General features: G+C 39.5%; 14 protein-coding genes. 4 read left to right on the top strand and 10 right to left on the bottom strand.

The window, feature by feature from the left end; genetic code table 11:
* Positions 1–18: 18 nt before the first annotated feature.
* The 4 genes from CRO15_RS05440 to CRO15_RS05425 form a co-directional block, all read right to left on the bottom strand.
* Positions 19–10,140, bottom strand: coding sequence for a T9SS type B sorting domain-containing protein (locus CRO15_RS05440; protein WP_133067208.1), 10,122 nt, complete (start codon positions 10,138–10,140; stop codon positions 19–21).
* 355 nt (positions 10,141–10,495) lie between these two features.
* Complete coding sequence (locus CRO15_RS05435; protein WP_097044733.1) at positions 10,496–13,051, bottom strand: carboxypeptidase-like regulatory domain-containing protein; 2,556 nt, start codon at positions 13,049–13,051, stop codon at positions 10,496–10,498.
* A complete protein-coding gene (locus CRO15_RS05430) occupies positions 13,052–13,963 on the bottom strand; it encodes a FecR family protein (protein ID WP_133067207.1) in 912 nt (303 codons plus the stop codon).
* Positions 13,964–13,973: 10 nt separating this feature from the next.
* The gene (locus CRO15_RS05425) at positions 13,974–14,492 is read right to left on the bottom strand and encodes an RNA polymerase sigma factor (protein ID WP_097044731.1); all 519 of its coding nucleotides are present in this window, start codon (positions 14,490–14,492) and stop codon (positions 13,974–13,976) included.
* Between the two features lie 241 nt (positions 14,493–14,733).
* On the opposite strand from CRO15_RS05425, the gene CRO15_RS05420 reads away from it, so the two are divergent.
* From CRO15_RS05420 to CRO15_RS05405, 4 genes are all read left to right on the top strand, one after another.
* Positions 14,734–15,804 carry a putative zinc-binding metallopeptidase gene (locus tag CRO15_RS05420; RefSeq protein ID WP_097044730.1) on the top strand — a complete coding sequence of 357 codons (1,071 nt, stop codon included), beginning with the start codon at positions 14,734–14,736 and terminating at the stop codon, positions 15,802–15,804.
* Positions 15,805–15,846: 42 nt separating this feature from the next.
* The gene (locus CRO15_RS05415) at positions 15,847–16,287 is read left to right on the top strand and encodes a DUF6438 domain-containing protein (protein WP_097044729.1); all 441 of its coding nucleotides are present in this window, start codon (positions 15,847–15,849) and stop codon (positions 16,285–16,287) included.
* Between the two features lie 231 nt (positions 16,288–16,518).
* Entirely contained in the window at positions 16,519–16,887 is a 369-nt protein-coding gene (locus CRO15_RS05410) for a GntR family transcriptional regulator (protein ID WP_097044728.1), read from the top strand.
* Position 16,888: 1 nt separating this feature from the next.
* Complete coding sequence (locus tag CRO15_RS05405; protein ID WP_097044727.1) at positions 16,889–17,782, top strand: slipin family protein; 894 nt, start codon at positions 16,889–16,891, stop codon at positions 17,780–17,782.
* A gap of 18 nt (positions 17,783–17,800) precedes the next feature.
* Here the strand turns inward: CRO15_RS05405 and CRO15_RS05400 are convergent, their stop codons facing one another.
* From CRO15_RS05400 to CRO15_RS05375, 6 genes are all read right to left on the bottom strand, one after another.
* Positions 17,801–19,213 carry an alkaline phosphatase PhoX gene (locus CRO15_RS05400; protein WP_097044726.1) on the bottom strand — a complete coding sequence of 471 codons (1,413 nt, stop codon included), beginning with the start codon at positions 19,211–19,213 and terminating at the stop codon, positions 17,801–17,803.
* A 244-nt stretch (positions 19,214–19,457) separates the two neighbouring features.
* A complete protein-coding gene (locus CRO15_RS05395; RefSeq protein WP_097044725.1) occupies positions 19,458–21,680 on the bottom strand; it encodes a DUF5916 domain-containing protein in 2,223 nt (740 codons plus the stop codon).
* A gap of 15 nt (positions 21,681–21,695) precedes the next feature.
* Positions 21,696–23,132 (bottom strand): DUF3526 domain-containing protein, encoded by a 1,437-nt coding sequence (locus tag CRO15_RS05390; RefSeq protein ID WP_097044724.1) that lies wholly within the window; start codon positions 23,130–23,132, stop codon positions 21,696–21,698.
* On the bottom strand, positions 23,125–24,561 hold the full coding sequence (locus CRO15_RS05385) for a DUF3526 domain-containing protein (RefSeq protein ID WP_097044723.1): 1,437 nt from the start codon (positions 24,559–24,561) through the stop codon (positions 23,125–23,127). The genes CRO15_RS05390 and CRO15_RS05385 overlap by 8 nt, the downstream gene beginning before the upstream one ends.
* A gap of 48 nt (positions 24,562–24,609) precedes the next feature.
* Positions 24,610–25,311 (bottom strand): ABC transporter ATP-binding protein, encoded by a 702-nt coding sequence (locus tag CRO15_RS05380; RefSeq protein WP_097044722.1) that lies wholly within the window; start codon positions 25,309–25,311, stop codon positions 24,610–24,612.
* 1 nt (position 25,312) lies between these two features.
* Positions 25,313–26,536: a DUF4374 domain-containing protein gene (locus CRO15_RS05375; protein ID WP_207763818.1), complete on the bottom strand. Its 1,224-nt coding sequence runs from the start codon at positions 26,534–26,536 to the stop codon at positions 25,313–25,315.
* Positions 26,537–26,556 lie beyond the last annotated feature (20 nt).

Raw genomic sequence — 26,556 nt, 5'->3', positions numbered from 1 at the left:
GTTGCGCTACCCATTGTGTTATCGATTTATATATAACCAATCTGTTCTTGGCTCAGAGCCATCTCCTAAGTCCAGGACATAATAATATGTTCCCACTGGCAGCAAATCTCCTTTCTGAACGGTAGCACGACCATTTGAAGTGCCATCCCAATCATTGTTATAGGAGCGTTGTTCATACACAATGTTCCCCCAGCGATTATATACTTGGAGTACATTGTTCGGGTATCTTGAGATACAGTCAATCTTAAAGAATTCGTTAACGCCATCACCGTTTGGAGAGAACTCGTTAAATATGGTCAAACATGAAGGTTCTACCTCCGCTTGATCAGAATTATTGACATCATTGACATCCAATTGATCTACATAGGCCAGGCTTGCAATGTTCAGATAGTTATTGACATCCAACACTTCAACTGTAAGCTGTAAATTGGCAGTTCCCAAGGCATCAATTGAATTTATCTCCCAGAAACCTGAAACTTCATCATAGGCACCCTCCGATGCTTGGGAAGTAATCAATCTATATCCTGAGGGTAATTGTTCCTCTATACCAATATTGGTTGCGGCTACACTACCTTGATTTGTCACTGTAATCGTGAAGACTACTTCTCCTCCAATATTTGGCGAAGCATTGTCCACCGTTTTGGTTATTGCAACATCAGTAGTTTGCGGAGTAACCATCGCTATGGCCTCATCATCATCGCTAATTCCATCTGCCAAGTCATCCACATCAATTCCCTGGTTTGGATTACTGTCTGGGTCAGCCAAATCTGCAGCCGTAATGGCGGCTACGTTCAAATACTCATCCGCAGTTCCAGTAGGGGTGTTTACTGTTGCCAATATGACCAAGGTTTCGGTATTCTGATTAAAAATAGTACCATTAATGTTCCAAATTCCTGTGCCTTCGTTATACGTGCCAGCGGTTGCAATATGCGACTGATAGGTATAACCAGATGGCAATTGATCGGTTATTACCACCCCTGTGGCATCACTTGATCCATTATTGGTAATAATGACAGTAAACTCCACCACATCACCAACATTGGGTGTGGCATTGTCCACCGTTTTTGTCAGTTCAAGGTCAGACAATCCGTTAGGAGCGGGAAGTACAGTATCTTGATCATCTTCTGCATTCAAATTGTTATTAGGTGTTGAATCAGGATCAAAAGTGTCCATCGCTATCAACTCGGCGATATTTCTATATTCTCCACTGGCTAATACCGTAGCTGTTATTTGAAGTGTTTCTGCAGTACCATTTGTAATATTGGGTAGTGCCCAAGCTCCTGAAATTTCATCATAGACCCCAGAAGATGTAGTAGCTGAAACAAAGCTATATCCTGTTGCCAACACATCTTCAATCACTAATCCCGAAGCATCATTGGGACCAGCATTATTTGCGGTGATCGTAAATACGATTTGTTCTCCTACCAATGGGCTTAGATTATCCGCTGTTTTTGAAATTGAAATATCGGTAACCGTTCTTGGGGTGATGGATTGTTCATCTTGATCATCTTCCGAAAGAACATCGTTCCCAGGAGTGGAATCAGGATCTTGTTGGAGGGAAGCAATTACCTCAGCGCTATTGTTGTAGTTCCCCAAAGCATTTACTTGGGCAACTATATTTAAGACTGCACTATTTCCTTCAGGTATTATTCCAACATTCCACAATCCGCTGGCACTACTGTAAGCCCCACCAGAATCGTCAGAGACATAAGTATATCCAGATGGAAGATCATCAGAAACTACAACACTTGTTGCATCACTTGGACCATCATTGGTAACCGTTACAGTGAAAGTCACATTGGAACCAACATCCGGGGACGCATTGTCTACCGTTTTGTCCAAGGCTAAATCTGCAGCGGGAATTGGTGTTGTGCCTGCACTATCCTGATCATTTTCAAAGATATTGTTGTTGTTTGGCGTGGAATTCGGGTCTAAGTTACTGGACGAGAATACCTCAGTCACATTGAAATAGTCTCCTGATGGATTAACAGTAGCAACAATATTCATGGTCTCCGTAGTTCCATTTGGAATAACCCCGTTCAATTCCCATATGCCCGTATTTGGGTCATAAACTCCAGCAGTTCTATTGTTGGAAATATAAGTATACCCGGTAGGCAACAAATCTTGTACCTCTACTCCTGTAACATCACTTGGCCCATTATTTGTAATACTGATGTTGAAAATCACATCTTCACCCACCAACGGACTCAAAATATTTACAGATTTACGCAATAACAAATCAGAAACCAAAACAGGAACGGGTTCAACGGTTTGCTGATCATCTTCTGTATCATCATTATTTGCGGGAGTTGAATCCACATCGGTTTCGGTTAATCCTGTTAGTTCTGCGATATTGGTGTAATCTCCAACAGCCAACAGATTTGCAGTTATTACAAGGGTTTCGGAAGCGGTATTAGCCAAGTTTCCAATAGTCCAAGACCCATTTAAAGGCTCATATACCCCATTGGATGGCACAGCGCTTACAAAAGCATATCCTGATGCCAAGAAATCTGTGACCACAACATTGGTGGCATCATTGGGTCCATCGTTTTGTACAGTAATTGTAAATACAATTGGGTCACCCACATTAGGAGTAAGGTCATCCGCTGCTTTTGTGACTGAAATATCAACAAGAGGTGCGGCATTGATGATAACTTGGTCTTGGTCATCTTCGCCTGCAACTCCATTATTCGGCGTGGAATCATTGTCTGTTTCACCTTGAGCTGTAATTTCAGCAATATTGGTATAGTTTCCAGTTGGATTTACGGTTGCAGTAATATTCAAACTTGCATTGCCACCATTGGCCATTGCTCCCACATTCCAAATTCCAGTCGCATCATCATAATTTCCTCCTCCATCATCAGAAACATAGGTAAATCCAGATGGTAATTGATCTGTAACTTGAATTGCAGTGGCGTTACTTGGTCCTGTATTAAAAACCGTTAACGTAAATACCACATTTGTATTCACTATTGGATTCGTATTATCCACATTTTTAGTCAAAGAAAGGTCTACCAAAGCAGATGGGGTTATGGTAACTTCATCTTGATCATCCTCTGCTGAAACTCCATTACTTGGAGTGGAATCAATATCGAAAGCATCCGAAGCAGTAATTTGGGCTGTGTTCACATAATTTCCTGAAGCGTTTACCAACACATCTATAATCAAGGTTTCTGAACCTCCACCTGTAACGGTTCCCACTTGCCATTCCCCAGTTGTATCATTGTAGATTCCAGCAGTTGCACTATACAAAACATAGTCAAATCCTGTTGGCAGTAAATCTGTTACTACAACATTGGTGGCGTCATTGGGTCCAGCGTTCGAGATGGTTATTTCGAAACTTATTTCATCTCCAACACTCGGGGCAATATCATTATCGACCACGGTTTTTACCAAAGACAGATCTGCTTGTTCCGGTGCCACCGTAATGGCATCCTCATCATCTTCACTCTGATCACCGTCATCATTATTAGGTGTGCTATCAGAATCAAATTGATTACTAAAAGTTACCTCCGCAACATGGTCAAACTCTCCCAAAGCACCCGTTGGCGTCAAAACCGTAGCATTGAATGTCAAAACTGTTGTGTTTGTCCCTACGGGAACCGTTAGACCGGTCCACGTAATAATCCTAGAACCAAAGTTGAAGGTTCCACCATTGTTTATTCCTACTATGGTTCCGAATCCTGCCGGCACTAAGTTCTCAATGGATACTCCTGTTGCTGCTTCAGGACCAGAATTGCTTAAATTGATGGTAAAAGTTATTACATCACCTACATCTGGAGTTGTATTGCTTGCCAAAATTTCAAGTTCAATATCAACAACCTGAGGGGCAACTTCAAAGAAATCTTCATCGTCTTCATCTTGGTCACCATCGTCATTGCCTGGCGAACTATCCGGATCATATTGATCTACGGAAGCAATCTCGGTAGTATTCAAATATTCATCCGCAGCACCCACGGGCGCATTGACGGCAACCTCGTATGAAACTGTTGTAGACCCTACTGGTAAATTAACAATATTCCAAGTAATGAACGTTCCCGCAATAGCACTCCCTCCATCATTAACAGTTCCCAAGGTGTATCCCGAGGGGACAATATCTTCAAGAACTATATTGGTCGCCGTACTTGGTCCAGCATTGGTCACAGTCAATTCAAAAACTACGGTATCTCCAACATTTGGAGTAGCACTAGATCCCGCACTGATATCTTTTACCAAGCTTAAATCTGAAGCAGTTGGAATTACAATTTGCGCATCCTCATCATCTTCACTCTGATCGCCGTCGTCATTATTAGGTGAACTGTTGGGATCAAATTGATCCACTGCCGTTATTTGTGCGGTATTTTCATATTCATCGAGTGCTCCGGTTGGTGCATTTACTGTTGCCTGATAGGTAAGAGTAGCTCCAGCCAACGGTACTGTAGCCAAATTCCAAATAACTTCAGAACCTCCTAAATTGAAGATTCCACCATTGGAAACACTTCCGCCAACTATGGAATAACCTACAGGAACAACATCTTCAATAGTCATATTGGAAGCCGAATCTGGTCCCGAATTATCTACTTGAACGGTAAAAGTTACGGTATCACCCACATCTGGGGTAGTATTATCCACGGACTTATCTAAAGAGAGATTAGCTGTTTGAGGGGTGATGGTCAAATTTGTTTCATCATCATCGGCAATGGCATCTCCTAAATCATCAGCTCCAGAGCCTACAGTTGGGTCACTATCAGGATCCGATTGGTTGCTGGCTGTAATCTGAGCACTGTTGGTATATTCTCCAAGTGCACCGGTAGGTACATTTACTGTTGCTTGATACGTCAGTGCTGTGTTTCCTCCCGAAGGGATAAACAATCCTGACCAACTTGCTGTATTTCCCCCTGCAGCTCCACCTCCGTTAACAGCGGTAAGCGTAAATCCTACTGGAAGTATATCTTCTACTGAAACTCCCGTAGCATCATTGGGTCCAGCATTGGAAAGCACCAATTCAAAGGTAATAGCATCCCCTACATTTGGGGTTGTTGAACCTACAATTACACTTTTGGCAATGCTCAAATCAGCTTCTTCAGAAACTGTTAGGGATACTGAATCCTCATCATTTTCACTTTGATCTCCATCATCATTATTGGGTGAACTATTGGGGTCATACTGGTCGGAAGCTGTAATCTCAGCAGTATTTACATATTCATTAGGGGTTCCGGTGGGAGCATTCACGGTAACTTCATAGGATACTGTTGTGGTACCCACTGCCAAGGAAGCAATGTTCCAGCTTACGGTTCCTCCTGAGTTGGAGCCTCCATTATTGATGGTTCCAACGGTTAATCCTGAAGGGATTATATCTTCAACTGTGATATTTGTTGCCGTATCCGGTCCAGCGTTGGTGACCGTCAACTCAAAAACAACTGTATCACCAATATTTGGTGTAAGGCTTGATCCTGAACTAACATCTTTGGACAGGCTTAAATCCGCAGCTGTCACTGTTACCTCCGCGGTATCTTGATCATCTTCCCCAGCCAAACCATTGTTGACCGTAGAATCAATATCAAAAATATCATTAGCTGTTATTTCAGCAGTATTCACATAATCTCCTGATGCATTTACCGTAGCATCAAACATTAAGCTTAGTGTATTTCCATTTGTTATGGAGAGGTTTGACCACGTGATTGATAAATCCCCTACATTGTATACTCCCCCATTGCTAACTGTTCCTGGAACTAAGACATATCCTGAAGGAATAACATCTCTAACTGAAACTCCTGTTGCATCTGAAGTTGTGGATGTATCATTGTTGAAAACATCTATAGTAAATGTGACCGTATCGCCAGGATTGGTTGAAGTGGGCAATACAGATTTGGTCAATTCTAAATCAATTCCAACCAACGCTATTTCTACTGTATCAAAAACATCCGTACATATACCGTTAGATATTCTCCATTCAAAAACATAGGTTCCCGTAGTTGCTCCAAAAACATCTGTAGCGGGGTCATTTTCATTCACAAAACCTACCGTTGTTGGCCCAGAAACTTGAGTCCATATACCTACTCCTGCCGTAGCAGGAACCGCAGCCAACGTTACTGAAGAAAACTGATTTAAGTTTTGATTTGGACCGGCATCCGCACTTCCAGGATCTGCATAATTCACCAATTCCATGGTATCCGCAAACGTACAACCTCCATTGACCACGGTCCATGTAAATTCATAAGTACCTGGCTCCAAGGTATCAATTAAGGTGGTTTCACTATTTGGTGCAACAATATTAGCAGGGGTTCCAGGTGTACCTCCTACTCCAGGTCCAGAAGTTTGAGTCCATGTTCCAGTCCCCACCGCTATTGCAACTGCCGCCATATTGGTCTGCGTTGCTCCACAAAATTCTTGATCTGGTCCTGCATCTGCAGTTGATGGAGCATTCGCCGGAAATGTTATGTCCACGGTATCTGAACTGGGGTCGCAGGCCGAAGGACTGTCAACAAAAGCTATACCGTTATGGGCCACCGTCCAGGTAAGGGTATAGGTCCCAGTTGCTGTAATGTTAGATATTGTAGAGGTAGGTGAATTGGGGTTATCAATCACCGCTGCCCCACCAGAGGGGTCTACTGTAAAAGTCCAGGTACCTGTTCCAGAAGTTGGAGAAACAGCATTCAATTGCGCATCCAACTGACACGCATTTAGCTGATCTGTGCCCGCATCAGCAGTTGATGGTGTTCCATAAACTTCAATACGGACAACATCCGAAGTATTTAAACAATGTCCTGATTCAAAATTCCATTCCAAAATATAGGTTCCCGGTACCGTTAGTCCTGTGATTGTGGATGTGGGATCCATATCGTTGGTAATTACCGCTGTACTTCCGGCAGGTTGTTCCGTAAAACGCCATATAGCTTCATCCACATCATCGGGTGGTGTATTCCCTGCCAAAGTAGTTTGGTTGGCCACTACCAAATCCCCCAAACATAATAATTGGTCAGGTCCGGCATTGGGCAATACGGTTGGCAATCCACTGGATTCTACCCTTACCTGATCCGAAGTATTTCCACATCCTGTTGATCCGGGATAGTTCGTTGTAAATTCAAAAATATACGCTGCTCCTAAAATAATGTTGCTCACTTCAGCTACATTGCTGTCGGATGGATTTTGAGAAATCGTTGCTGGTGTACCTGGTGCACCGCCCACTCCTGGACCAAATACTTGCGTCCATGTACCTGTTGAACCAAAAGTGGCTTCCAACAAGAAATTTTGAACTTGGCAAAGTTCCAAATCAGGGCCAGCATCTGCTGGCACAAAAACATCAACAGTTTTGTCCGCAAAACTAGTCGGGCAGTTACTGTCTCCTGCTATTGTCCATCGAAAAGTATAAGTTCCAGAAACCATACCGGTCACTGAAGCATTGGGGTCATTAACATTTGAAAAAGTTGGTGTATTGGGTGCTCCTGAAAGTAAAGTCCAATATCCTGTTTCTATATTGCTGTCAAACGGGTTTCCATCCAATATAATAGATGTAGAAGAGCAAATGGTTTCAGATGGAGTTGTAATAGTAGCTGTTGTTGGAGGAATTCCAACGTTTAATGTCACCTGGTCAGTATCTGAGGAACAAGAACCGTTGTTTGATGTCCATTCAAAAACATATTGTCCAGAAAAACCAAAAGTGATCTGTGCCGTTGGGCTGGTTTCATCATCAAAAGTATATCCACCTGGTCCAGAAATTTGGGTCCATACTCCACTACTACCTACAGATCCAGAAGCATCCATTGTGAAAACAGATTGACAGGCGGTCTGATCGGGACCTGCATTGGCAATTGCATTGGCGCCCACGGTTACTTCCACCTCATCTGAGATAGATTGACATCCCGGGGCAATTTTTGCAATGGTCCAAGTAAGTACATAGCTCTGTTCTATAGTAATAGTTGCATCGGTATCAAATTGATTGGCATCATCAAATGCAATTCCTGTTGCCGGAACCGCTGTCCAAGTCCCTATTTCATCAACCGCTGGTTGATTTCCAGCCAAAGTCACCGAAGAAGTGCCTGCACCCAAACATTGATCGGACCCAGCATCAGCCAAAGTAGGCCCCTGCGTTGCATTTGTATTTATGGTTACAGTATCGGCTCCAGGGTTTGGACAGGTTGGGTCACCAGGATTGTTTATTGTCCAACGAAAAATATAGGTTTCATTAGCATCATCCAATCCAGAAACCAAGGTTTTTGGGTCATTCTCATCTTCAAATACAATGGCTGCTCCAACTGGAGCGGAATCCACAGTCCATGTTCCCACCAAGTTGGTCGATGGCGGTACATTGGCATCCAATTGGGTAGGTGCCCCAAAACAAATGGTCTGATCTAAACCAGCATCCGTAGCAACTGGAGCATCAGATGACACCACTATTTCAACTGTATCCTCCATGGCGGGTGCACATGCACTTCCTCCAGAAATCCCGTATTGAAATACATAGGTTCCTGGCATTAAACCAGAAACATTTGTGGTTCTTGCATATGGGGTAGCTATTATTGCTGTATTTGGACCGCTTATCTGCGACCAAAGGGAACTGCCCACAGTAATTGTATTACCAGTAATATCTGTACTGCTTACATTACAAGCCAAATTTTGATTCGTTCCTGCGTTCGCCGCTGTTGGTGTCAGAGCCACTGTTACATTTATGGCATCAGTTGCCACATCGCAACCTGTTTGTATAGTTCCACTAAGTGCTCTTCTAAACAATACAGTATAGGTCCCTTCAACATCAAAATCAATATTTAAAGGTGTTCCCCCAGTATTGGTAAATGTACCTGGGTTGACCAATGCTGAACCACTCGGTCCGTTGATAATGCTATATGTATTTGTTCCGTTTCCGGTAGTAGTGAATGGAATGTTTACACTTGTTATTCCACAAGCCGCAACAATATCACTTCCTCCATTTGCAGTAATAGAAACGGGGCTGGTAGAATATCGTATAGTTGCCGTTGCAGAATCACTGCACAACGTAGTACCATTTTCAATAGTATAGGTAAACTGGTAGGTACTACTACCATCCAATCCTGTAATTTGTGTAGTTGGTGAGTTAGGGGTTAAAATACTTGCTCCTCCAGGACCTGAAGTTTGAGTCCAAGTAACCGTTTCTCCTGTAAATTGTGGTTGAGACCCTTCAAGTGTAACTGTAGTAATGCCTGCATCACAAAAACGGATATTATTATTCTGTATAGATGCGCTTGAAATATCTTGAGTAGCCGCTGCGATATTGATCGTTACGGTATCTTCGCCCGTCACACAAGGCCCGTTTACAGACCACCTGAATACATAAGAGCCTTCAATAAGATTTGAAATTCCAGTATTATTGTTATTTACATTAGCTATGATGGGTGTATTGGGTCCACTCACAAAAGACCAAGCACCCACTTGTCCATTAATATTGTTTCCTCCAAAACTGGCAGCCATGGAAGTTGATTGTGTTACTGTATAGCAATTATCCAGGTTTTGGTCCGAACCAGCATTAACAACTGAAACTCCTCCGTAATTGGTCACAGTTATGGTGGAACTTGATTCGCAAAACTGTCCGGGCGCAAAATCCGGTCCGGTAATTGTCCATTGTAATGTCGTAACTCCAGCACTTGTCTCCGCTAGGGTCAAACTTGTGGTTGGCGAAGTTGGAGAATTAATGGTTATTCCTGCGTTGTTGCTGCCGATTATACTCCATTGCCCTGTCTCTCCTCCATTAAGTGGAGTATTTGCATTGGTGGTTAGCGTTCCTAAATTGTCAGGACATGAAGCTATATTGTTTCCAGCATTAGCTATAGTAATGGGCTGTACCATGATATCAACATCTTGAAACTGCGATGTTCCATCTGTACAAGTAGCACTTAATCTAAAAGTATATGTATTTCCTCCCACAAGACCCGTAACTCCCGTATTGAGGTTGGATGGGTCATTGATAATTACAGACGGACCTCCTACTTGAGACCATGTTGGCGCACTTTGGACAAGCCCAGCTGAAGACCCTGATAAAGTAAATGTTCCATCGTTCTCACAAATAGTTTCTGACACTCCTGCATTAACCGAACAGTTTTGAGCATAGCTTACCTGAAATGAAGCAAGCAAGAACAAAAAAAACAAGAAAAAGGTTCCTTTTTTTTGGTGGGTTACGGATGTGTTCATAGTCAGTGAGTTGAAGTTGTCTTTCCTTGTGGGAATATTCAAACATATCCACTACGATCCGTTAAAAGGAAAATATGTTGTATTTCATCGATCATTTGTTGTGAAACATCGGATAAACGATGAAAGCTTTTTCTTCCTTAGATCAATTTAAGCTCATAAAACTTTCTATTTTGTTATAAACCTTGCTGCCTCTCCTCTAAAAATAGCTGATTATAAACGAGTTAGATATGCAAGTTGTCCAAAAAAGGTCTAACATGATTTGTACTATAAGTTTTGCAAAAATGATGTGAAATTCTAAGCCATAAATGATGATAAAACAATATGAATTAGGGAGGCTTTTACAGGAGAATCAAATTTAAAACTGTAATCTAAACACCAGATTAGGCGTAGTTCCTAAAGAATATCTAGCAATTTCTTGCAGTTCAACACTGATATTATTCTGCTCATCTGCAACTTGAAACAGACCATAGCTTCTATTTAAAATATTTCTTTGCCCATATATGTTTTGCAGCGAAAATCCAATTTTGGCCTTAACCGGATTTTGTTTTTTGGATAATACAAAATCATAAATCAGTGAAAAATCCAGTCTATGGTAGTCAGGCAAATTTTGATCATTTATTGTTCCATACTCTATTTGAACATTGTCATCTGTCTCAATAGCTCTCACGGCCTCCGTAAACGGAATGCCTGTTCTATATTTCCATCCCAGTGAAAATTGAAGATTTTTCCATGTATAAAAATGTGACCAGGTTAGGGAATGACCAATATTGTTATTGCCTTTAAAAGAGTTTCCCATATTGAGTTCGGAAAATCCAAAATCTGTATTAGAAAGGGTATAGCCCAACCAAGAAGAATAATTGTTCCATTTCTTTTTGACAAATAAATCTGCCCCATTCGTCACGCTTTTCCCCTTGGTAAAACTATTGTCAACCGATTCAAAACCACGTGTGAAGGAAGTAATTCCATCAATAGTTTTATGATATGCCTCAATCTCTGCACTCCATCCATTTTTATACCATAGAAGCCCCGCTGAAAACTGATAACTCTCCAACATTGGAATATCCCTTCCGTTTGCCAAAGCCCAAATCTGATTTTCCAATCCAAAGTCCAGCGTAGCGAATTCCAAAACTTGACTAATGGCCTGCCCTCTAACTTCTGCAGACCCTTTCAATCTAATGTTCTTTCCAAGCTTTTTTTCAACATAAAGTCTGGGTTCAAAAAGAAAACGTTCCAATTCAGAATAATATGAGCTACGAAGTCCGATTTGAGCATAACCTGTTTTAAATTGATAGACTAGGTTTTGAAACAAGCTATGGGTAGGATTATCCACCTTATCACTTTCAGAGAAATCATCTTGTTGTAAAAGAAAATCAACTCGATTATTAAAAAACTGATACCCATTTCCGAACGACCATTTTTCATTTATCTGCCAATTAACTTTAAAGGAAAGCCCAGTTTCCTTTATAGTGTTTCTTTTGGAGGTAACTCGTTCAGAGTTGAAATATTGATTTCGTCCATCATAGGTAAAATCATAAGTAGAATGATATGTTTGAAATTTTGAAGAAATTTTAGTGTTCCAGTCACTGTTCCATGTAGCGCTTATTCCATAGTTTTTAATATTGAGCTTATCACTGGAAATATCCACAAACTCAGTATCTTCAAAAGAATAGTCAAGTTTGTTCCGGGTTGAGAGGGCCGAAACTGTAATGCTATTTTTTTCTGAGATATCCCAAATAGTCTTGAGCGTAACATCCGTAAAATAAAAAGTTTGTGTGCTTTTTGTAAACTCTGGTTCAAATACCTCTTGATTTCTTCTGATACTTGTATTCTGGAACACCTTATCAGTAAATTTATTAAATGTAGGTGTGTCAAAAAAGTCTGTAAAAGATCTTCTAGCGGATATTTGAAATCCGAATTTCTCTGAAATGGGAATCTTGAGATAGGCATCGCCGTGTGTCATATTAAAACCAAATCCTCCTTCTGCCCTGTCCGCTATGCGATTGTCTGTTTCTATATCCAATACTCCTGACACCCTATCACCATATTCCGGAAGGGCACCACTACGATATACTTTTACATCTTTTACAATGTATGGATTGAACGCGGACAGCATACCAAAAAAATGATCTGAATTATACATTTTGATGCCATCCCAAAGAATAAGATTTTGGTCTGGTGTACCACCCCTTATATAAAGGCCCGAAGCAGTTTCATTAGGACTTTCAATTCCCGGAAGCAATTGTGTGCTTTGGAGCACATCAGGTTCTGGCAATCCTGAAAGGATGTCTTGATTATTGGGTGAAATTCTAATGGCCCCATCTTGATTCTTGGATATTCCACGGGCTAAATATTCCTTTACCACAACCTCTTGAAGCATTTGAGTGTCTGAGGATAGTTGGAAAACAGAGCAATCATTTTCGTTGAAACTTCCAACTGAAAAAACGAGTGTTTTATATCCCAAATATGATATTGAAATTGTATCGGAAGCGTATATATTTTCAAGTTTAAAAAAACCATCATTGTTGGTCACTGTTCCCATTCTCTTTTTTACATTGGCCACCGTAGCGCCAACAATAGGAAATTCATCTGTTTTATCATTTAAATAGCCACAAAATGCAAGTGGTGATTCCTTTAAAACATAATAGCGACCATTAATTCTATTGAAAGTGATTCCTGTATGATTTCCTAAATCACGAATAACATTTTCCAAATTTCCATCTGAAATACTCAGCGAAACACGTTTATTTTTGACCACTATGGTCTTGTAAGAGAATTTAACATCAAATGCGTTGCCAACTTCATCAAGTGCGTCTGCTAGTGAAACATCGTCAAACACAAACGAATGTGTGATCTTTTGGGCGGATGCAGTAATGCACAGCAAGAAAAAAAAAGGAACAAAAAGGTTTTTCATCTACTTCACAACAAGAATAACGGTATTCTTGTCGGTAAAAGTATATGTAATATCCATGGACTCAAAAACGATTTGCAGTGCGATCTTCATATCTCCATGCGTAAAACTTCCAGTAAACCGGATATCCGTATCAACATTTTCGGTATTAATGGTAATATCGAATTGATTTTCAAGTGCTTTCACGACTTGGGATAAAGGAGCATTGGTGAAGTTACTTTCACCTTGTATCCATGTTGGTTCTACATTGTTCATCTTCCAATTTTCAACAGTTCCTTTATGAATTCTGAAAGCATCTCCTTGAAGTAATGTTTGTGACAAATCTTTAAGGGACACCCTAACTTTTCCCTCATAACAAACTACCTGAAAAAAGTTGTCCTCAGAGCTAACCGTAAACTCCGTTCCCATTACGGTCACTCGCCCATTCGTTGTTTCAACTGTAAAATTGGAACCTTTCTCAACATTAAAAAAGGCCTCTCCATTTAAGTCAACGTTTCTATTCCCATTTTTCCAATCTTTTTTATGAAATGATAGGGTTGAATTTGAGTTGATTATAACCTCGCTGTTGTCTGGCAAATGAGCGGTCAACTGCTCCCCATATCCTGTGGAATATTCTGTGGCACTGTTTGTAGGCCAAATATATCCAAAAAACAGTACTGCAACGGCCGCCGCTGTTGTATACACCCATTTTGGCACAAGTGAAATTACCTTTCCTTCTTTTTCTTTTTGTGCTTGTACTTTTTGATATAGTCCCTCTTTATTATAATGAGGAACATCCAATACCTCTGTACCCTCAAGAATAGCTTTATAATACGTGTATTCTTCAGATTGTTCAAAGGATTTCTTCTGGTCATCGGACAGTTCCCCACTTGCCCATTTGGCCAAAAAGTCGTCTATATTTTTAAACTCTTCCATTTTGTTCACTTTAAATGGATCTACCTATATCTTCCCTTAGTTTTTGCAATGCAAGATGCATTCGGCGTTCAACAGCTTTTTGCGTAATGCCAACTATTTCGGCGATTTCCCGATATGTTTTTTTATCCTTTCTACTAAGCAAAAATACCGTCCGTTCCTTTTCAGGAAGACTGGAGATACTTCGTTGCAACTTTTCCATGAATTCTTTCTCTTCCAATAAAAACTCAGGGCTTTCCGTGAATGCTTTTTTTATGGAAGCTGAAGCATTGTATTTTAAAACTACCTTTTCATGGGCCACTTCATTAAAAAATGCATTTTGCGCCACTTTCATCACAAACGACTTTGCTTTGCCAAAAACCACTTTTTTACAATTTTTCCAAAGTTTTACAAAAGCATCCTGGGTAATATCCTCGGCTTGTTGCATATCCCTGCATTTGTAATAGATGAAATTTCGAATTACTTCGGAATGATCATCAAAAATCTGCTTAAAGGTATTTTCGTCACAAACGGATTTATCCTCAAATCCCATATTTTGAAATAAGGTTTGTATTCCAAAACTAGTTATTTCAAAAAAGTTATCCCCTTCATTTTCCCATTATTACAAATTTCCTCTATCAATAACACAACAAGAAGATTTGTTTTTACCCTATTTTTTTTGAAGGGATAAAAATTTTGATTCATCATTTTTCAAAAAAACATGAAAAAAAATAGGGTGCTTCAAAAGTTATCTGTTGTGGTTTTAAAATAATGTTCAATTAAAGATTTTATTTATGAAAAGGCTACAACAATTAAAATGGGTTTTACTATTATTCTTTGCTATACTCACCATTCAATCCTGTCAAAAGGATGATGTCCTTATTGACCAAAACCCTGTAACGGATACTTCAGGTACAGACGACACCAACAATTCTGACGGAGACAACACAGACAATGGTAGTGATACTAATGGCGATAATACGGATGGAAACAATGATGAAAACCCAGGAGACAACTCTGGAAACGAAGAAGGTGAAGGTGAGGGTGAAATAACCCTTTACACGGTAGAAGGTTCAAACATAGTAAAAAAGACCGATTATAAAGTAAGTGGTTCAGATTTAGAGTTTCAAAAAGACACCAATAAGCATAATGAAGTATGGGAACTAGTAAAGAAAATTGTTCCTGCTAGCTACTTGTCCAAAATGAGTGAATTCATGATATTCTCCGGTGAGAATAGTGGTACTGCTGGATATGTTTTCCCCACGTCCAATGACTTGTCCAAATGGCAAATGGGTATTGCCATTGATTTTGCTTACCAAGGTGGTTTTAATGCTGGCGGAGAACTAGCTTACACCATTATTCATGAGTTTGGGCATATTTTGACCCTTGATATTGATCAAGTGGATGCATCAATTTCTCAGAGCAACTGTAACAATTATTTTACTGGAGAGGGCTGCGCAAAGACCGATTCTTACATCAATAAATTACAAACCAGATATTGGGCCGATATATGGAGCGAGTATGAAACTGCCCAGGACAGTGAAGAAAAACTAGAGCAATTTTATCAAAAACATAGAGATCGTTATGTAACCGCTTATGCATCTACCAATCCTGGTGAAGACATTGCAGAGGTATTCGCAACTTTTGTGACACGAAAAGGAGGCCCCAACGGAAATTCTATTGCGGAACAAAAAATACAACTTATGTATAATCATCCAGAGCTCATTACGTTTAGGGATTTCATCCGAGGTAATATGTCTTCATCCAAAGGCAGAAGCTATTTGCCAATAGCAGGATCCTGGAAGAAGGCCAAAATTATTGGAAACCCAAAGAAGGGTTGTACCCATCGTAAAAAAGGTAATTAACCCTTGGCTTTAGCCAAGTGATTAACATAAAACATATTCATTATGAAAAAGATATATATGGTTTTAATCTTATTATCATTTGCCTGCAAATCGGGTGAGGAAGCAGTTGTAACTCAACAAAAAGAACCTCTGCTCCACTATTCCAAAGGTCCCTGTTTAGGCAGATGCCCTGTTTACGACTTCTGGGTATATCACGATGGGAATTTTATATACAAAAAGGTAAATGGCATTAAATCAAATAGAGAAATAACTGGAAAGTTGACCTCAGAAAAAATGAAGAAATTAAAAATATCCTTGAAAAATGATCTAGGAGAGCCTGTTTTATTTAAAAAAGTGCGAGACATGCCAATTTCCAAACTTAGATTCAATGGAAAAAAGTATGAGTACCATTCAACCAAAATAAAAGACGGGCTTAAAAGGACAAATATATTAATTGAAGGTATGATAGCAGAAATAATTACTGGCCAGCAACTGGGCAGATGACATCAGATTCAGCTTTACAAAGTTTGAATTGAATTCTTGAAAACTTTGATAATTTATAAAAGCCGAGATTTTTATCTCGGCTTTTTAAGTCTATGAATTCTTCAACGCCAACTTCATTAAACAAATAAATCCGCTGTTCTTTTACCACTTTCTATTTACAAATTGGAACGCTGAGTTATGTTATTAAAAATTTATTGTATGTTTGTACTATATGTATAGTACATTAAAACAATGATTACTTTTAAACTAGACCCTAAGACTGGAATACCGTTTTATCGGCAAATCATCGATCAGATAAAATTTGGCATTGCTTTCGGAAACCTCAAAACCGGAGAACAATTACCCACGGTCCGGTCTCTGGCCGTGGAGTTGAAAGTAAATTTGAATACGGTTGCAAAAGCCTATAAAGAGCTGGAAATCCAAAACATACTTGAAACACAACAAGGAACGGGGACATTCATTAGCCAAGCCAAAATCCAAATATCGGATGAAGAGAAAAGGAACAAACTAAAAGAGATTTGCAATGAATTTTCCACTATAGCATTTAGCTATGGATTTTCAACAGATGATATAATTAATCAACTTAAAAATCAGAATTAAAATGAAGACTTCTATTAAAAAAATTGGGAACCCCATTTCCACTGCCATTATAATTTCTGGTCTGGCCATATGCGCCGGATTGTATTTTTTTGATATTGTAGATTTAAAAGTTACGGCTATTTTATTGCTGCTTTTTCTTTTTATTGCCAAGTCAATCCATATTGCCGACCAATGGGAAAAAGCAGTGGTATTGCGAATGGGTAAATACCAAGGGTTAAGGGGACCAGGGATATTCTTTATCATTCCCGTAATTGATCAAATAGATAAATACATTGACCAGCGTGTTCGTGTCACTGATTTTAAAGCGGAGCAAACTTTGACCAGAGATACTGTTCCGGTAAATGTGGATGCCGTAGTATATTGGACCGTTTGGGATGTGGAAAAAGCGGCATTGGAAGTACAGGAATATGAGAAAGCCATTTTCTATATTGCCCAGACCGGACTTAGAGATATTATAGGGAAACATGAGTTGGCAGATATACTTCAAGACAGGGATAAAATAGCTGAAGACTTACAGAAGGTACTTGATCACAATACCAATCCGTGGGGTATAACTTGCCAAAACGTGGGCATAAAAGATATCATCATTCCACAGGCTTTGGCCGATGCCATGAGTAAAGAGGCTCAGGCAGAACGGGAACGAAGAGCAAGAGTGATTCTAGGAACCGCTGAAACAGAAATAGCACATAAATTTTCAGAAGCAAGCGAACAGTATAGTGAGAATCCTGTAGCCTTGCACCTTAGAGGCATGAACATGCTATTTGAAGGCTTGAAGGAAAAAGGATCTATGGTAATCGTGCCAAGTTCAGCTTTGGATTCAATGAACTTAGGTGCCATGGGCGGTTTGGTTTCACTATCTAAAGCGAATGAACCAACCAAAACCAACAACGAATGATTACCAATAAACAAATCGCTAAGTGCGTAGTTTCTTAAACTTCTCCCATGGACCAGTTATGGCTAAGGTGTCGCCATTCTCTTGCACGTTTACAAAAAGAGTTTTTCCAGAAGGAGAAAAAACCGAACCTGTAAGTTCTGATTTGGAGCTCCTATTGCAAGCAAGAGTGTAGATATTACCATCTTTACCTATACCTCTTATATGATTTAATTCGCCATTATCCTCGCACAACAGAACATCTCCCCAAGGGGCTATTGTAAGGTTATCGCACATGTGCAATACAGTTTTGTCCTTGGATTCCGCGTAAAGCTCCAACATTGCCGGTTCTTCATTTTCATTATCCGTACCCTCTTTCGATGATAATTTGTACTTAAAAACTTGTCCAAAATTCTCTGGACCTCCATTTGTACATGCAAAAAAGAGTTCCCCATCTCCCATCCAAATTCCCTCACCGCGTGCAAAACGGGCTGCCCCGGTCTCAAATCCTTTATATCTCAAATCATCCTCCGGTGATTCCACATTATCCAAATCTATCCAGTACACTTCCATAGCCTTGTTTGTTTGTACCATAGGTGCCTCCCAATTTCTAGTGTCTAGATTTTTTTTGTTACGTATCGCCAATGCCTGTAATAATCCTCCCGCCAAAAGGTTTTCTTTCTCCTTGGGGATAAACCTGTAGATAAGTCCGTCGTGTCTGTCTTCCGTAAGATAAACGCAACCAGAATCAGGGTCAATGGCTACAGCTTCATGATTAAAACGTCCCATTGCCTTAATTGGGGTTGGTACTACCATCTCTTTGGCATTCATAGGCACCTCAAATACATAACCGTGGTCCTCAAGAATTTGACTCCCATCTGCCTTGGTGACATCTTCTTCACAGGTAATCCAGCTTCCCCAAGGCGAAACACCACCTGCGCAATTTCTATAAGTACCGGCCAAACTCATATATTGTTCCACAACTTCCTGATTGTCTTCATCATAAATTAAAGTTGTAGTGCCTCCTAACCCAGGATTGGTTCCGTTTCCAGAATCATAAAGTTTGTTCAATTCCACGTTGGGCAATAATTCATTGGTTAGTCCAAATGGACTATGCTCCAATGTATTGGGACTATTCTCATGGTTTCTTATAATGATAGTCTTTCCCATTTCATTAAGAAAAGCCCCCATCCCATCCGGTCTACCAGGCACCAACAAACCATCCGACATCTTTTCACCAGATTTTGAAATGACTTTATAAGAAAATCCTTCTGGAAGATCAAGATATCCTTTGGGGTCTAGTTTTAAATCCAAACTCCCAATTTCACTTTTTTCAATCCCTTCCTCTTTCTTTTTTTTGTTTGTACAATTTACCAGTGATATCAATGCTATCGAAGTAAGGGTAGATTGCTTTATAAAATGCCTTCGGGTGTAATCTTTGTGCTTATTTTCCATAATACGTTATTAGTCTTCTTGAAAAAGGAATAAATATAAAGTTGGTAGTGCTAATATTGAAGATATACGCGCACCAACCTTCTTAGAGCAAATGTATCCAATACATTAAAAACAATAAGTTTCATCCAGATTTCAAAACATTTTCCTAATCTATCCTTAACATCTCTCATTCTTAATTTTCAACTTTCCTTAAAATACTGGAGATGTGCGTACAACCCATATTTCTAAAAGAATTGGTTTCAATTTAAAATTGTTTTAATAGCGTCAGTTTTCCAATAAATTGTTGATTAGTTTGCAGTGGGTCCAAACTATTATTTTGGGTATTGTTATATACCAAATAAAGAAAAGAGTTTGGACTATACTCCCAGCTGAACCTTGCATTCCATCTAACCTGATCTGTAAATGAGTTGTACTGATAAAAATTAGATAGCTGCACTCTTGGGTTCAATGCCAATCGTACCCCACCTGTATATAAATTGGTTTCAAGTTTTTTTTCCTCAATCCCAATATTTTTCAGATGATTAAATTCGTAATCAAATGATAATGAGAAATGTGGAATTGGAGCGTAACGTGCTCCAGCGGTAATAGTTTCTCTATGACCTTTGTAGAACTTCCCCCAGTCAAATTTTCCTTTTAATGAGAATTTTTTAGATTGATCGGATCTATATCTTATGTACTGTCGAGTATAGTAATACCTGTCATTGGCAATAGCCAGCCCCAAGGGTGCAAAATCAAAATTGATATTCTGCCATGTAGGGGTTATAGCATACTCCAAAAAACTATTGTCCTTAAAAAAAGTATAGATGGGAAAAAGATATAAACTGGCTTGCTGAAAATTTCCTGGTTGGGAAAAATCATGGTAATAATTGATAAATAAACCAGGGTCCCAACGACGTATCCATGGCATTTTTTTAGGGCGCAAGATAAAATACCCCCCTGGATTGTGTTGTATCACATCCTTTTGATAAACAAAACCCATAGCCGGATCATAATCCTTGCTAACAAAGTTGGAACTCCAGCCCCAATACATTTTGTTTGTGGTGTACCCCGCAAAGAGTTTGCCTGCATAGCCCCATTTATTTTGTGCTTCATCTTTTGAAGCTGAAGCCAAATAGGAAATGGTCCATTCATCTTTAGGGCGAACAAGTCCATCAATGGAAAGGGTGGTATTGTTGTTTTCATTTAGTGACAAGGCATTGTTCTTTTTATCCAAACGATGGGTTACCATTATACCCAGATTGTTTTCCTTGCCGTAGTTTTGTAGATATCGGAACACACCAAAATGTGCCGCCGTAGAGGTATTGGTATTTCCTTGATGCACATAGAGCCCCGCCAAGGTTTTCTTTTCATCTCTATTGGTAAAACGGGCACCAACATCTATAGGTGCAGGTGCGGCATTAAATCCTCCTTGTAGCCCTATTTGTCTACTGAAAAAAGGAATAATGTCCCTATTGGAAGCTCCAGCCCAAATCCCAGAATTTTCGAGAAAAAACTGTCTTCTCTCCGGGAAAAAGATATTGAACCGTTCCAAATTGTTTACTGCCCTGTCTACATCTGCTTGAGCAAAATCAGTATTGACGGTCAAATCGACCACCGAATTGGGGGAAACAACCCATTTTACATCCCCACCTACCTTAATATCGTTTTTTGTGCTCTCCAGGGAATTGCCATTCTTGGTTTCATCAAACTGATATAATGTATAAGGTTCTATACGAATGTTAGCAGATGGTGGCGGTACTTCTAACCCTATCAGCTTTGCTGCATAGGTCATTCGATAAGGGGAAAAGGCCTGTGGAATTTCCGGAAACACCGTCTGTTCATAGTCTCTCCGGGCCAATCTAAAAAAAGTAATGCCCCAGTTTACCGGCAGCCCATCTTTTGGTTTATCGTATCGCAAAGATTTGAATGGAATCGCAAATTCTGCATAATAACCTTCTGGGGTACGCTGCGTGCGTACTTTCCACAAAGCATTCCAATCATTATCGGTATAATCGTCATTAAAGTTTTGCAGATCTCGTTGATTTCCATAAGGTGTAGTTTGAAAGGAAACTGCATATTGTTTGGTGTTCTGCGCATCTATCTGAATGGCAAAAATATCGTTCTCCCCATAAGAGAAATCACGACGCAGATCTTGCACACGTACTCCTTTTGCTCCTAAAGAATCTTTACAAAAAGCACCAACATATAGGTTCTTGTTGTCATAAAGCAACCTCACTTCGGTTTGATATCGATACTTGCCCCCTTGTTTAGGTTCAATTCTGAAAAAGCTGGATAAGATCGGAGCATTTTTCCAATCTGTTTCACTCAATTTACCATCAATGGTTATTGTTCCTATCGCTTTTGTTGCCTGTATTTCCTGAGGATTTTCTGGCGGCGGAAAATTATCACTCTCTTGTCCTTTTACATAGGGTATACATATCAGGAAACTGAATATTCCAATAATGAGACAGTTATTTTTAGTTTTCATAGAGTTGATAATTCTTTAGTTAGTTACTTTTTTCATTTTCTTAAAGCCCATTATCCCAAAGAGAAAGGTGATAATGACAATCTTAAGAAAACTATATAGTACCATGTTCCATCGTTGATCATTCTCTTTCATTTTAAAAATGGGGCGTTTGGAATAGTCTTCTTGCGTGATGGGTTTGTCCCAAAAAAGCTTTTCAAAATAGAAAGAGGTAATCTTCTTATGAAATGTGGTCAATGCAAATTGATAATTTAGAAAGGTGTTTAAATCCGTCTTTGAAATCAAAGCAAAAGCATCTTGCATATTTACCGCTGGATTTATCCAAAGAAATTGGTTAACCCATTGATTTCTTTTGCTGATTAGCTGGCTATATGCATCAACATCTTTTTTGCTGTGGCTATCTTTTAAAGTTGTAAAGGCCGCATAAACCTTTGCATACTCATTATTGTGAAATAAACTATCACTGCCTTTGTATTGTGGGTTATATTTTAAAAATTCAGAAAGTACCTCAGCTCGTTCCTTTTCGTCATTTTCATTTTCCAGGCCCGTTCTTCGAGTAAGTTCTGCCAAATGGATGGTATCTACAGGGAATTTGGTCGTCATCCATACATTCAGTATAGCTGGTATGACCAGTAGAAATAAAAGCCAGCACCCTGCTGCACATATTGCATTGAACGCTGAGCTTTTAAAAAAGCTGATAATCAAAAACATCAAGCCAAACCAGAAGGCACTGTATAAAATTACCCCTACCAACCAAAGCAAAGCCGCCAATAGATTTTCATCCGCAAACATATTGCCCGAAACCAATAATCCTATCAAGGAAATTAGTAGTGCAAAACCTGTAATGAGCATAAAATAGAACAGTAATCTTATTGCTATTATTTTTCGAATGCTTATGGATTGAATTCGTAGGAGCGCAAGCACACCACTTTCCTTTTCTATGGAATAGAGTCCAAATGTAAAGGCAATGATAAGCAGTGGTAAAAGATAGATGAGGACAAATGACAGGTCAAAATTACCGACATAAAGTTTTACTGGATTGGCTATTTCATTTTCAAAAAGTTGATAGTAGAGGCTCATTCCCGTAAGGCGGTGGTAGTACGGGTGTAAATCGCGTTGCCCTATTGCAAGTGCCGCATATTTATGTGGAGGAAGTACCGCATGGTACCCATGCCTGAACCACGCATAAGAGGGGTCGGAAGCAATGTCCCTTTTTCTTTTTGCATCCACCGAGTTTAATTCTTCATCAAAACTTACTTGATATTGATGAAACTCATCCTCTTCTATTATTTGAACGTCGGCAATGGTTTTTTGCTGTTCCTCTACTACAGACGTGCCATAATAAATGGCATACATTCCAAAAAGGAAAATGATTGCCAAAAGCAATAACTGAAATTTGTTGCGCACAAAAGATGCCCATTCATAACGTATAATTGTTTTGGTTACTTTATCCATTGGTGGGTTTTGTTTTGCGGGTTATGTAATTCAACAGTAGAATGAGTACCACTGTCCAGCAGAAAAGAGAGGTCAATTCCAAAGTATACTTTTTTAATGTAGCGTAGATTGATGGTGTATTGTATTCGAAATCTTCTACCGACTTCCACATATCCAGTCCTACGCTGTATTCATAAAACTCACCATACTTGGAGTTTTGCGCCATATCATCGTTCATTTTTTTTATGAAAACTCTACGGTAGTTCTCCACCTTTTTCTGAAAATCCACTGAGGTGTTTAAATCCGTTGCACTAAACCCCATGGATATATTCCGTAGTGCAATGTATGGGTTCAACAGACTTGCGTAACTGCCCAATTTGTTCTGTTTGTTAAATAGATCCAAAAGCCTTCCCCAATGCACATCGTACACTTTATCGCCATATTCTTCTCCCGCTTGCATTTTTACGCCGTCAAAATTGAAAGGGAGTTGTTGCACGGAATCCACCTTGTACTTGGTCAGCAGTTCTTTTTCCAATTGTGCCATTCGTACCGCTCTCGGTGTCTTTCCGTCCAATCCATCTTTCTTATCCTTCAAAATGGCTTCTTTATAGATTTTCATTGAAGGCAACGGATATAAGCTTTCTCCTAAATTGGCAACGGTCTTGGGAATAATGATGGTAAAGAGTATCCAACAGGTAAGCAATGTCAACAAGGCATTTCTACTTATGGATGATTTTAAAGATACCAGTACCGACAATACAATGAACATAAAAATATAGGCCATATACGCAGCGCCGAGCAACACAATACGAATTCCCAAATCTGTAATGGTGTCTGGAGTTTTCAGCAAATACGACAGCAACAAAATACCCAACACAAACGGCACTAAAATGACTAGAAGTATTATGAAATATGCCATTATCTTGCCCCAGGCAATACTGGTCAATGTTATTCCTTGACTACTCAATAATCGTAATGTGCCTCTTTCTTTTTCCCTTGTAAAAGATGCGTACGCCAAAAATATGATGAGCAAGGGCATTAAAATTTGCAGTACTAGTGCCGCACTCAATTCTCCAAATCGAATCATACTACTATGGTCTTGTGCAGGCCTGAACATAAATTGGTGTTGGTAATGTGCCTCTAAATAAACAGAGGTGCCTGTATAGGTATCCAACCCAAAATCAAATAAGCTCAACACTGTTTTGGGTTTGAAAATAAAGGTGCCAAAATGTGCCGCTATATGCGGATGTTTATCTCCCTGTCCAAGCCATTCTTCCCGTTTTTCTTTCTGAGCTTTAGTGATGGCTTCTTGCTGTTGTTGATATGCGATGGCACCTGTATACAGTGATATACCCAATAACACTAATATGATGCAAGAAAGTGCAAGCACTAACTTTTCCCTAAGCGCAATCTTTATTTCTTTTTTTGCTATTCGAATGCTAGTTTTCATTTGTTCGAGTGGTTTTTATGGGTTTGGGGAACTACCCATATACAGCTATTAATTGTGCATATGTTTTAGGTATAATCTTTCCAAATCCTGAAAACTAACGTCTTTGGATTCAAACTTTTCAACCAATACACCTTCTTTCATAATGCCAATATGTGTACCAGTATCTTTTGCCCTAAAAAGGTCGTGGGTTGCCATCAGGGTTGTTACCCCTTTATCTTTCATTTCTAACAAAAGCTCAGAAAATTCATTGCTCGCTTTTGGGTCCAACCCTGAAGTTGGCTCGTCCAGCAATAACACTTTTGCCTCGCGAGCCCTTGCTAGGGCAATACCCACTTTTTGTCGCATTCCTTTGGAATAGTTTTGTACCCGTTTGTCTATGAAATCTGTTTGTAATCCAGATTGTTGAAGCAATGTCTCCAATTCTGCTTTGGAATAGCTTTTTCCACCCAATCCACAGAAAAAATCAAGATTTTCCAATCCAGTTAAACTTGGATAGAGCATCAAATTTTCTGGAATGTAGGATAGCACTTGCTTTGTTTCCAAAGCATGCTCATTCACGTCCAGATTATTTATGGTTGCATTGCCACTAGTGGGCTCAATAAAATTGAGGAACAGGTTTATTGTAGTGGATTTTCCCGCACCGTTGGCTCCTAAAAGGCAAAAAATATCACCTTCGCCAATTTCCAAATCAAGAGCGTTCAACGCTGTGAACGCTCCGTATTTTTTTGTTAAACCATTCGTTTTCAGCATTTTATTTCAAATTTTTGAATCCAGAAATATAACCTCCTGTTGATGTGAACACCTTGTCAAGATTATTGGAGTCTGTGTTAAGCTTATACAATACGTTTTCATCATTTGTGGCGATGGTCATTGCAATTTCACTGTCGTTGAGCGGAGTAATGCTCATATTTCTGGTGCCATAAGTTGTAGGCAACCCAGGCACTGCTCCTGAACTTGTTTTACTTTCTAGATTGATTTCAAAATATTTGAACTGAGGATTACCTGTCTTATATTCCCAAAAATCAGTTTCATCTTCAACCTTTGTAGTAAAGGTTTTTCCATTTACTTGATAGATTCCATAACAGATGTTTCCCGTTGCCGTGTTCAGGTCAAAAAAGTAATCGGCATCAAATTCTGTAGTCCCATTTTTAATACGTAGAATTCCACTAGGAGCATTACCTCCGTTGTCAGATGTTCCTTTTGCCTGAATATAAATATCTCCATTTGTGGTTTTAATCATTCCTGCATTGGAGGTTGGTCCTCCAAAAAGCATCCCAGTTCGCTGGTCTTCAATTACTTTCTCTACTTTGTTGGTTGCAAGGTCAATAATGGCTACATAAGCATAATCGTTTACCGGTATAAAATTATTCTCGTAATAAACACTCATAAACAGTTTATTGTCACGCTCAACCATATCTTGATAGTAGGTTCTAGTAGCTTCAGGAAACTTGTCCGTAATATCTTTAAGGGAAATCTCATCTTCAATACGCATTGTGGTTGGGTCAAACACTATGAGTTTTGAAATTCCTCCTGCAACAGTGGCATAGGCTACAGTTTCACTTTTAAAATGAATGGAACTAAAGACATTGGCCCCCGGCACTACAATTTTGTTGTCTTCCTGAGCAAGTCCATTTTCATCAAACTTATATTTCACCAAATTTGCAGGTGCACCAAAAGGTTTGGCATATAGATATTTGCCTTCAGAAACAACACTGGCTGTACCGGTAAGTTCTTTGGCCTTGTCGTTTCCTACAGTTGTAAAATCAAGATTTTCAAATCCTTGCAAATAGGTGGTGGTATTGGGCCATGCCCCACTTACAGTGGCCAGACCATATGTAATGTTTTTCTCTACAGGGGTTGGATTATCCGCAGGAGAATTATCACTGCTGCAACTCGCCATAATGCCTGCAGTTAATAGGACCAGACATAAGCCTTTTAAAGTATTTGATACGGATATTTTCATTTTGTTCTTCATTTTAATCTGTATTTATTTGT

Source organism: Flagellimonas pacifica (genome assembly GCF_900215465.1).
GTDB lineage: Bacteria > Bacteroidota > Bacteroidia > Flavobacteriales > Flavobacteriaceae > Flagellimonas > Flagellimonas pacifica.
Note: the sequence above shows the minus strand (reverse complement) of the source record. Positions and strands in the feature narration are given on the sequence as shown.

Excerpts from the sequence above, each read along its gene's own strand:
- CRO15_RS05440 (WP_133067208.1), bottom strand. The coding sequence starts at position 10,140 with ATGAACACATCCGTAACCCACCAAAAAAAAGGAACCTTTTTCTTGTTT.
- CRO15_RS05435 (WP_097044733.1), bottom strand. The coding sequence starts at position 13,051 with ATGAAAAACCTTTTTGTTCCTTTTTTTTTCTTGCTGTGCATTACTGCA.
- CRO15_RS05430 (WP_133067207.1), bottom strand. The coding sequence starts at position 13,963 with ATGGAAGAGTTTAAAAATATAGACGACTTTTTGGCCAAATGGGCAAGT.
- CRO15_RS05425 (WP_097044731.1), bottom strand. The coding sequence starts at position 14,492 with ATGGGATTTGAGGATAAATCCGTTTGTGACGAAAATACCTTTAAGCAG.
- CRO15_RS05420 (WP_097044730.1), top strand. The coding sequence starts at position 14,734 with ATGAAAAGGCTACAACAATTAAAATGGGTTTTACTATTATTCTTTGCT.
- CRO15_RS05415 (WP_097044729.1), top strand. The coding sequence starts at position 15,847 with ATGAAAAAGATATATATGGTTTTAATCTTATTATCATTTGCCTGCAAA.
- CRO15_RS05410 (WP_097044728.1), top strand. The coding sequence starts at position 16,519 with ATGATTACTTTTAAACTAGACCCTAAGACTGGAATACCGTTTTATCGG.
- CRO15_RS05405 (WP_097044727.1), top strand. The coding sequence starts at position 16,889 with ATGAAGACTTCTATTAAAAAAATTGGGAACCCCATTTCCACTGCCATT.
- CRO15_RS05400 (WP_097044726.1), bottom strand. The coding sequence starts at position 19,213 with ATGGAAAATAAGCACAAAGATTACACCCGAAGGCATTTTATAAAGCAA.
- CRO15_RS05395 (WP_097044725.1), bottom strand. The coding sequence starts at position 21,680 with ATGAAAACTAAAAATAACTGTCTCATTATTGGAATATTCAGTTTCCTG.
- CRO15_RS05390 (WP_097044724.1), bottom strand. The coding sequence starts at position 23,132 with ATGGATAAAGTAACCAAAACAATTATACGTTATGAATGGGCATCTTTT.
- CRO15_RS05385 (WP_097044723.1), bottom strand. The coding sequence starts at position 24,561 with ATGAAAACTAGCATTCGAATAGCAAAAAAAGAAATAAAGATTGCGCTT.
- CRO15_RS05380 (WP_097044722.1), bottom strand. The coding sequence starts at position 25,311 with ATGCTGAAAACGAATGGTTTAACAAAAAAATACGGAGCGTTCACAGCG.
- CRO15_RS05375 (WP_207763818.1), bottom strand. The coding sequence starts at position 26,536 with ATGAAGAACAAAATGAAAATATCCGTATCAAATACTTTAAAAGGCTTA.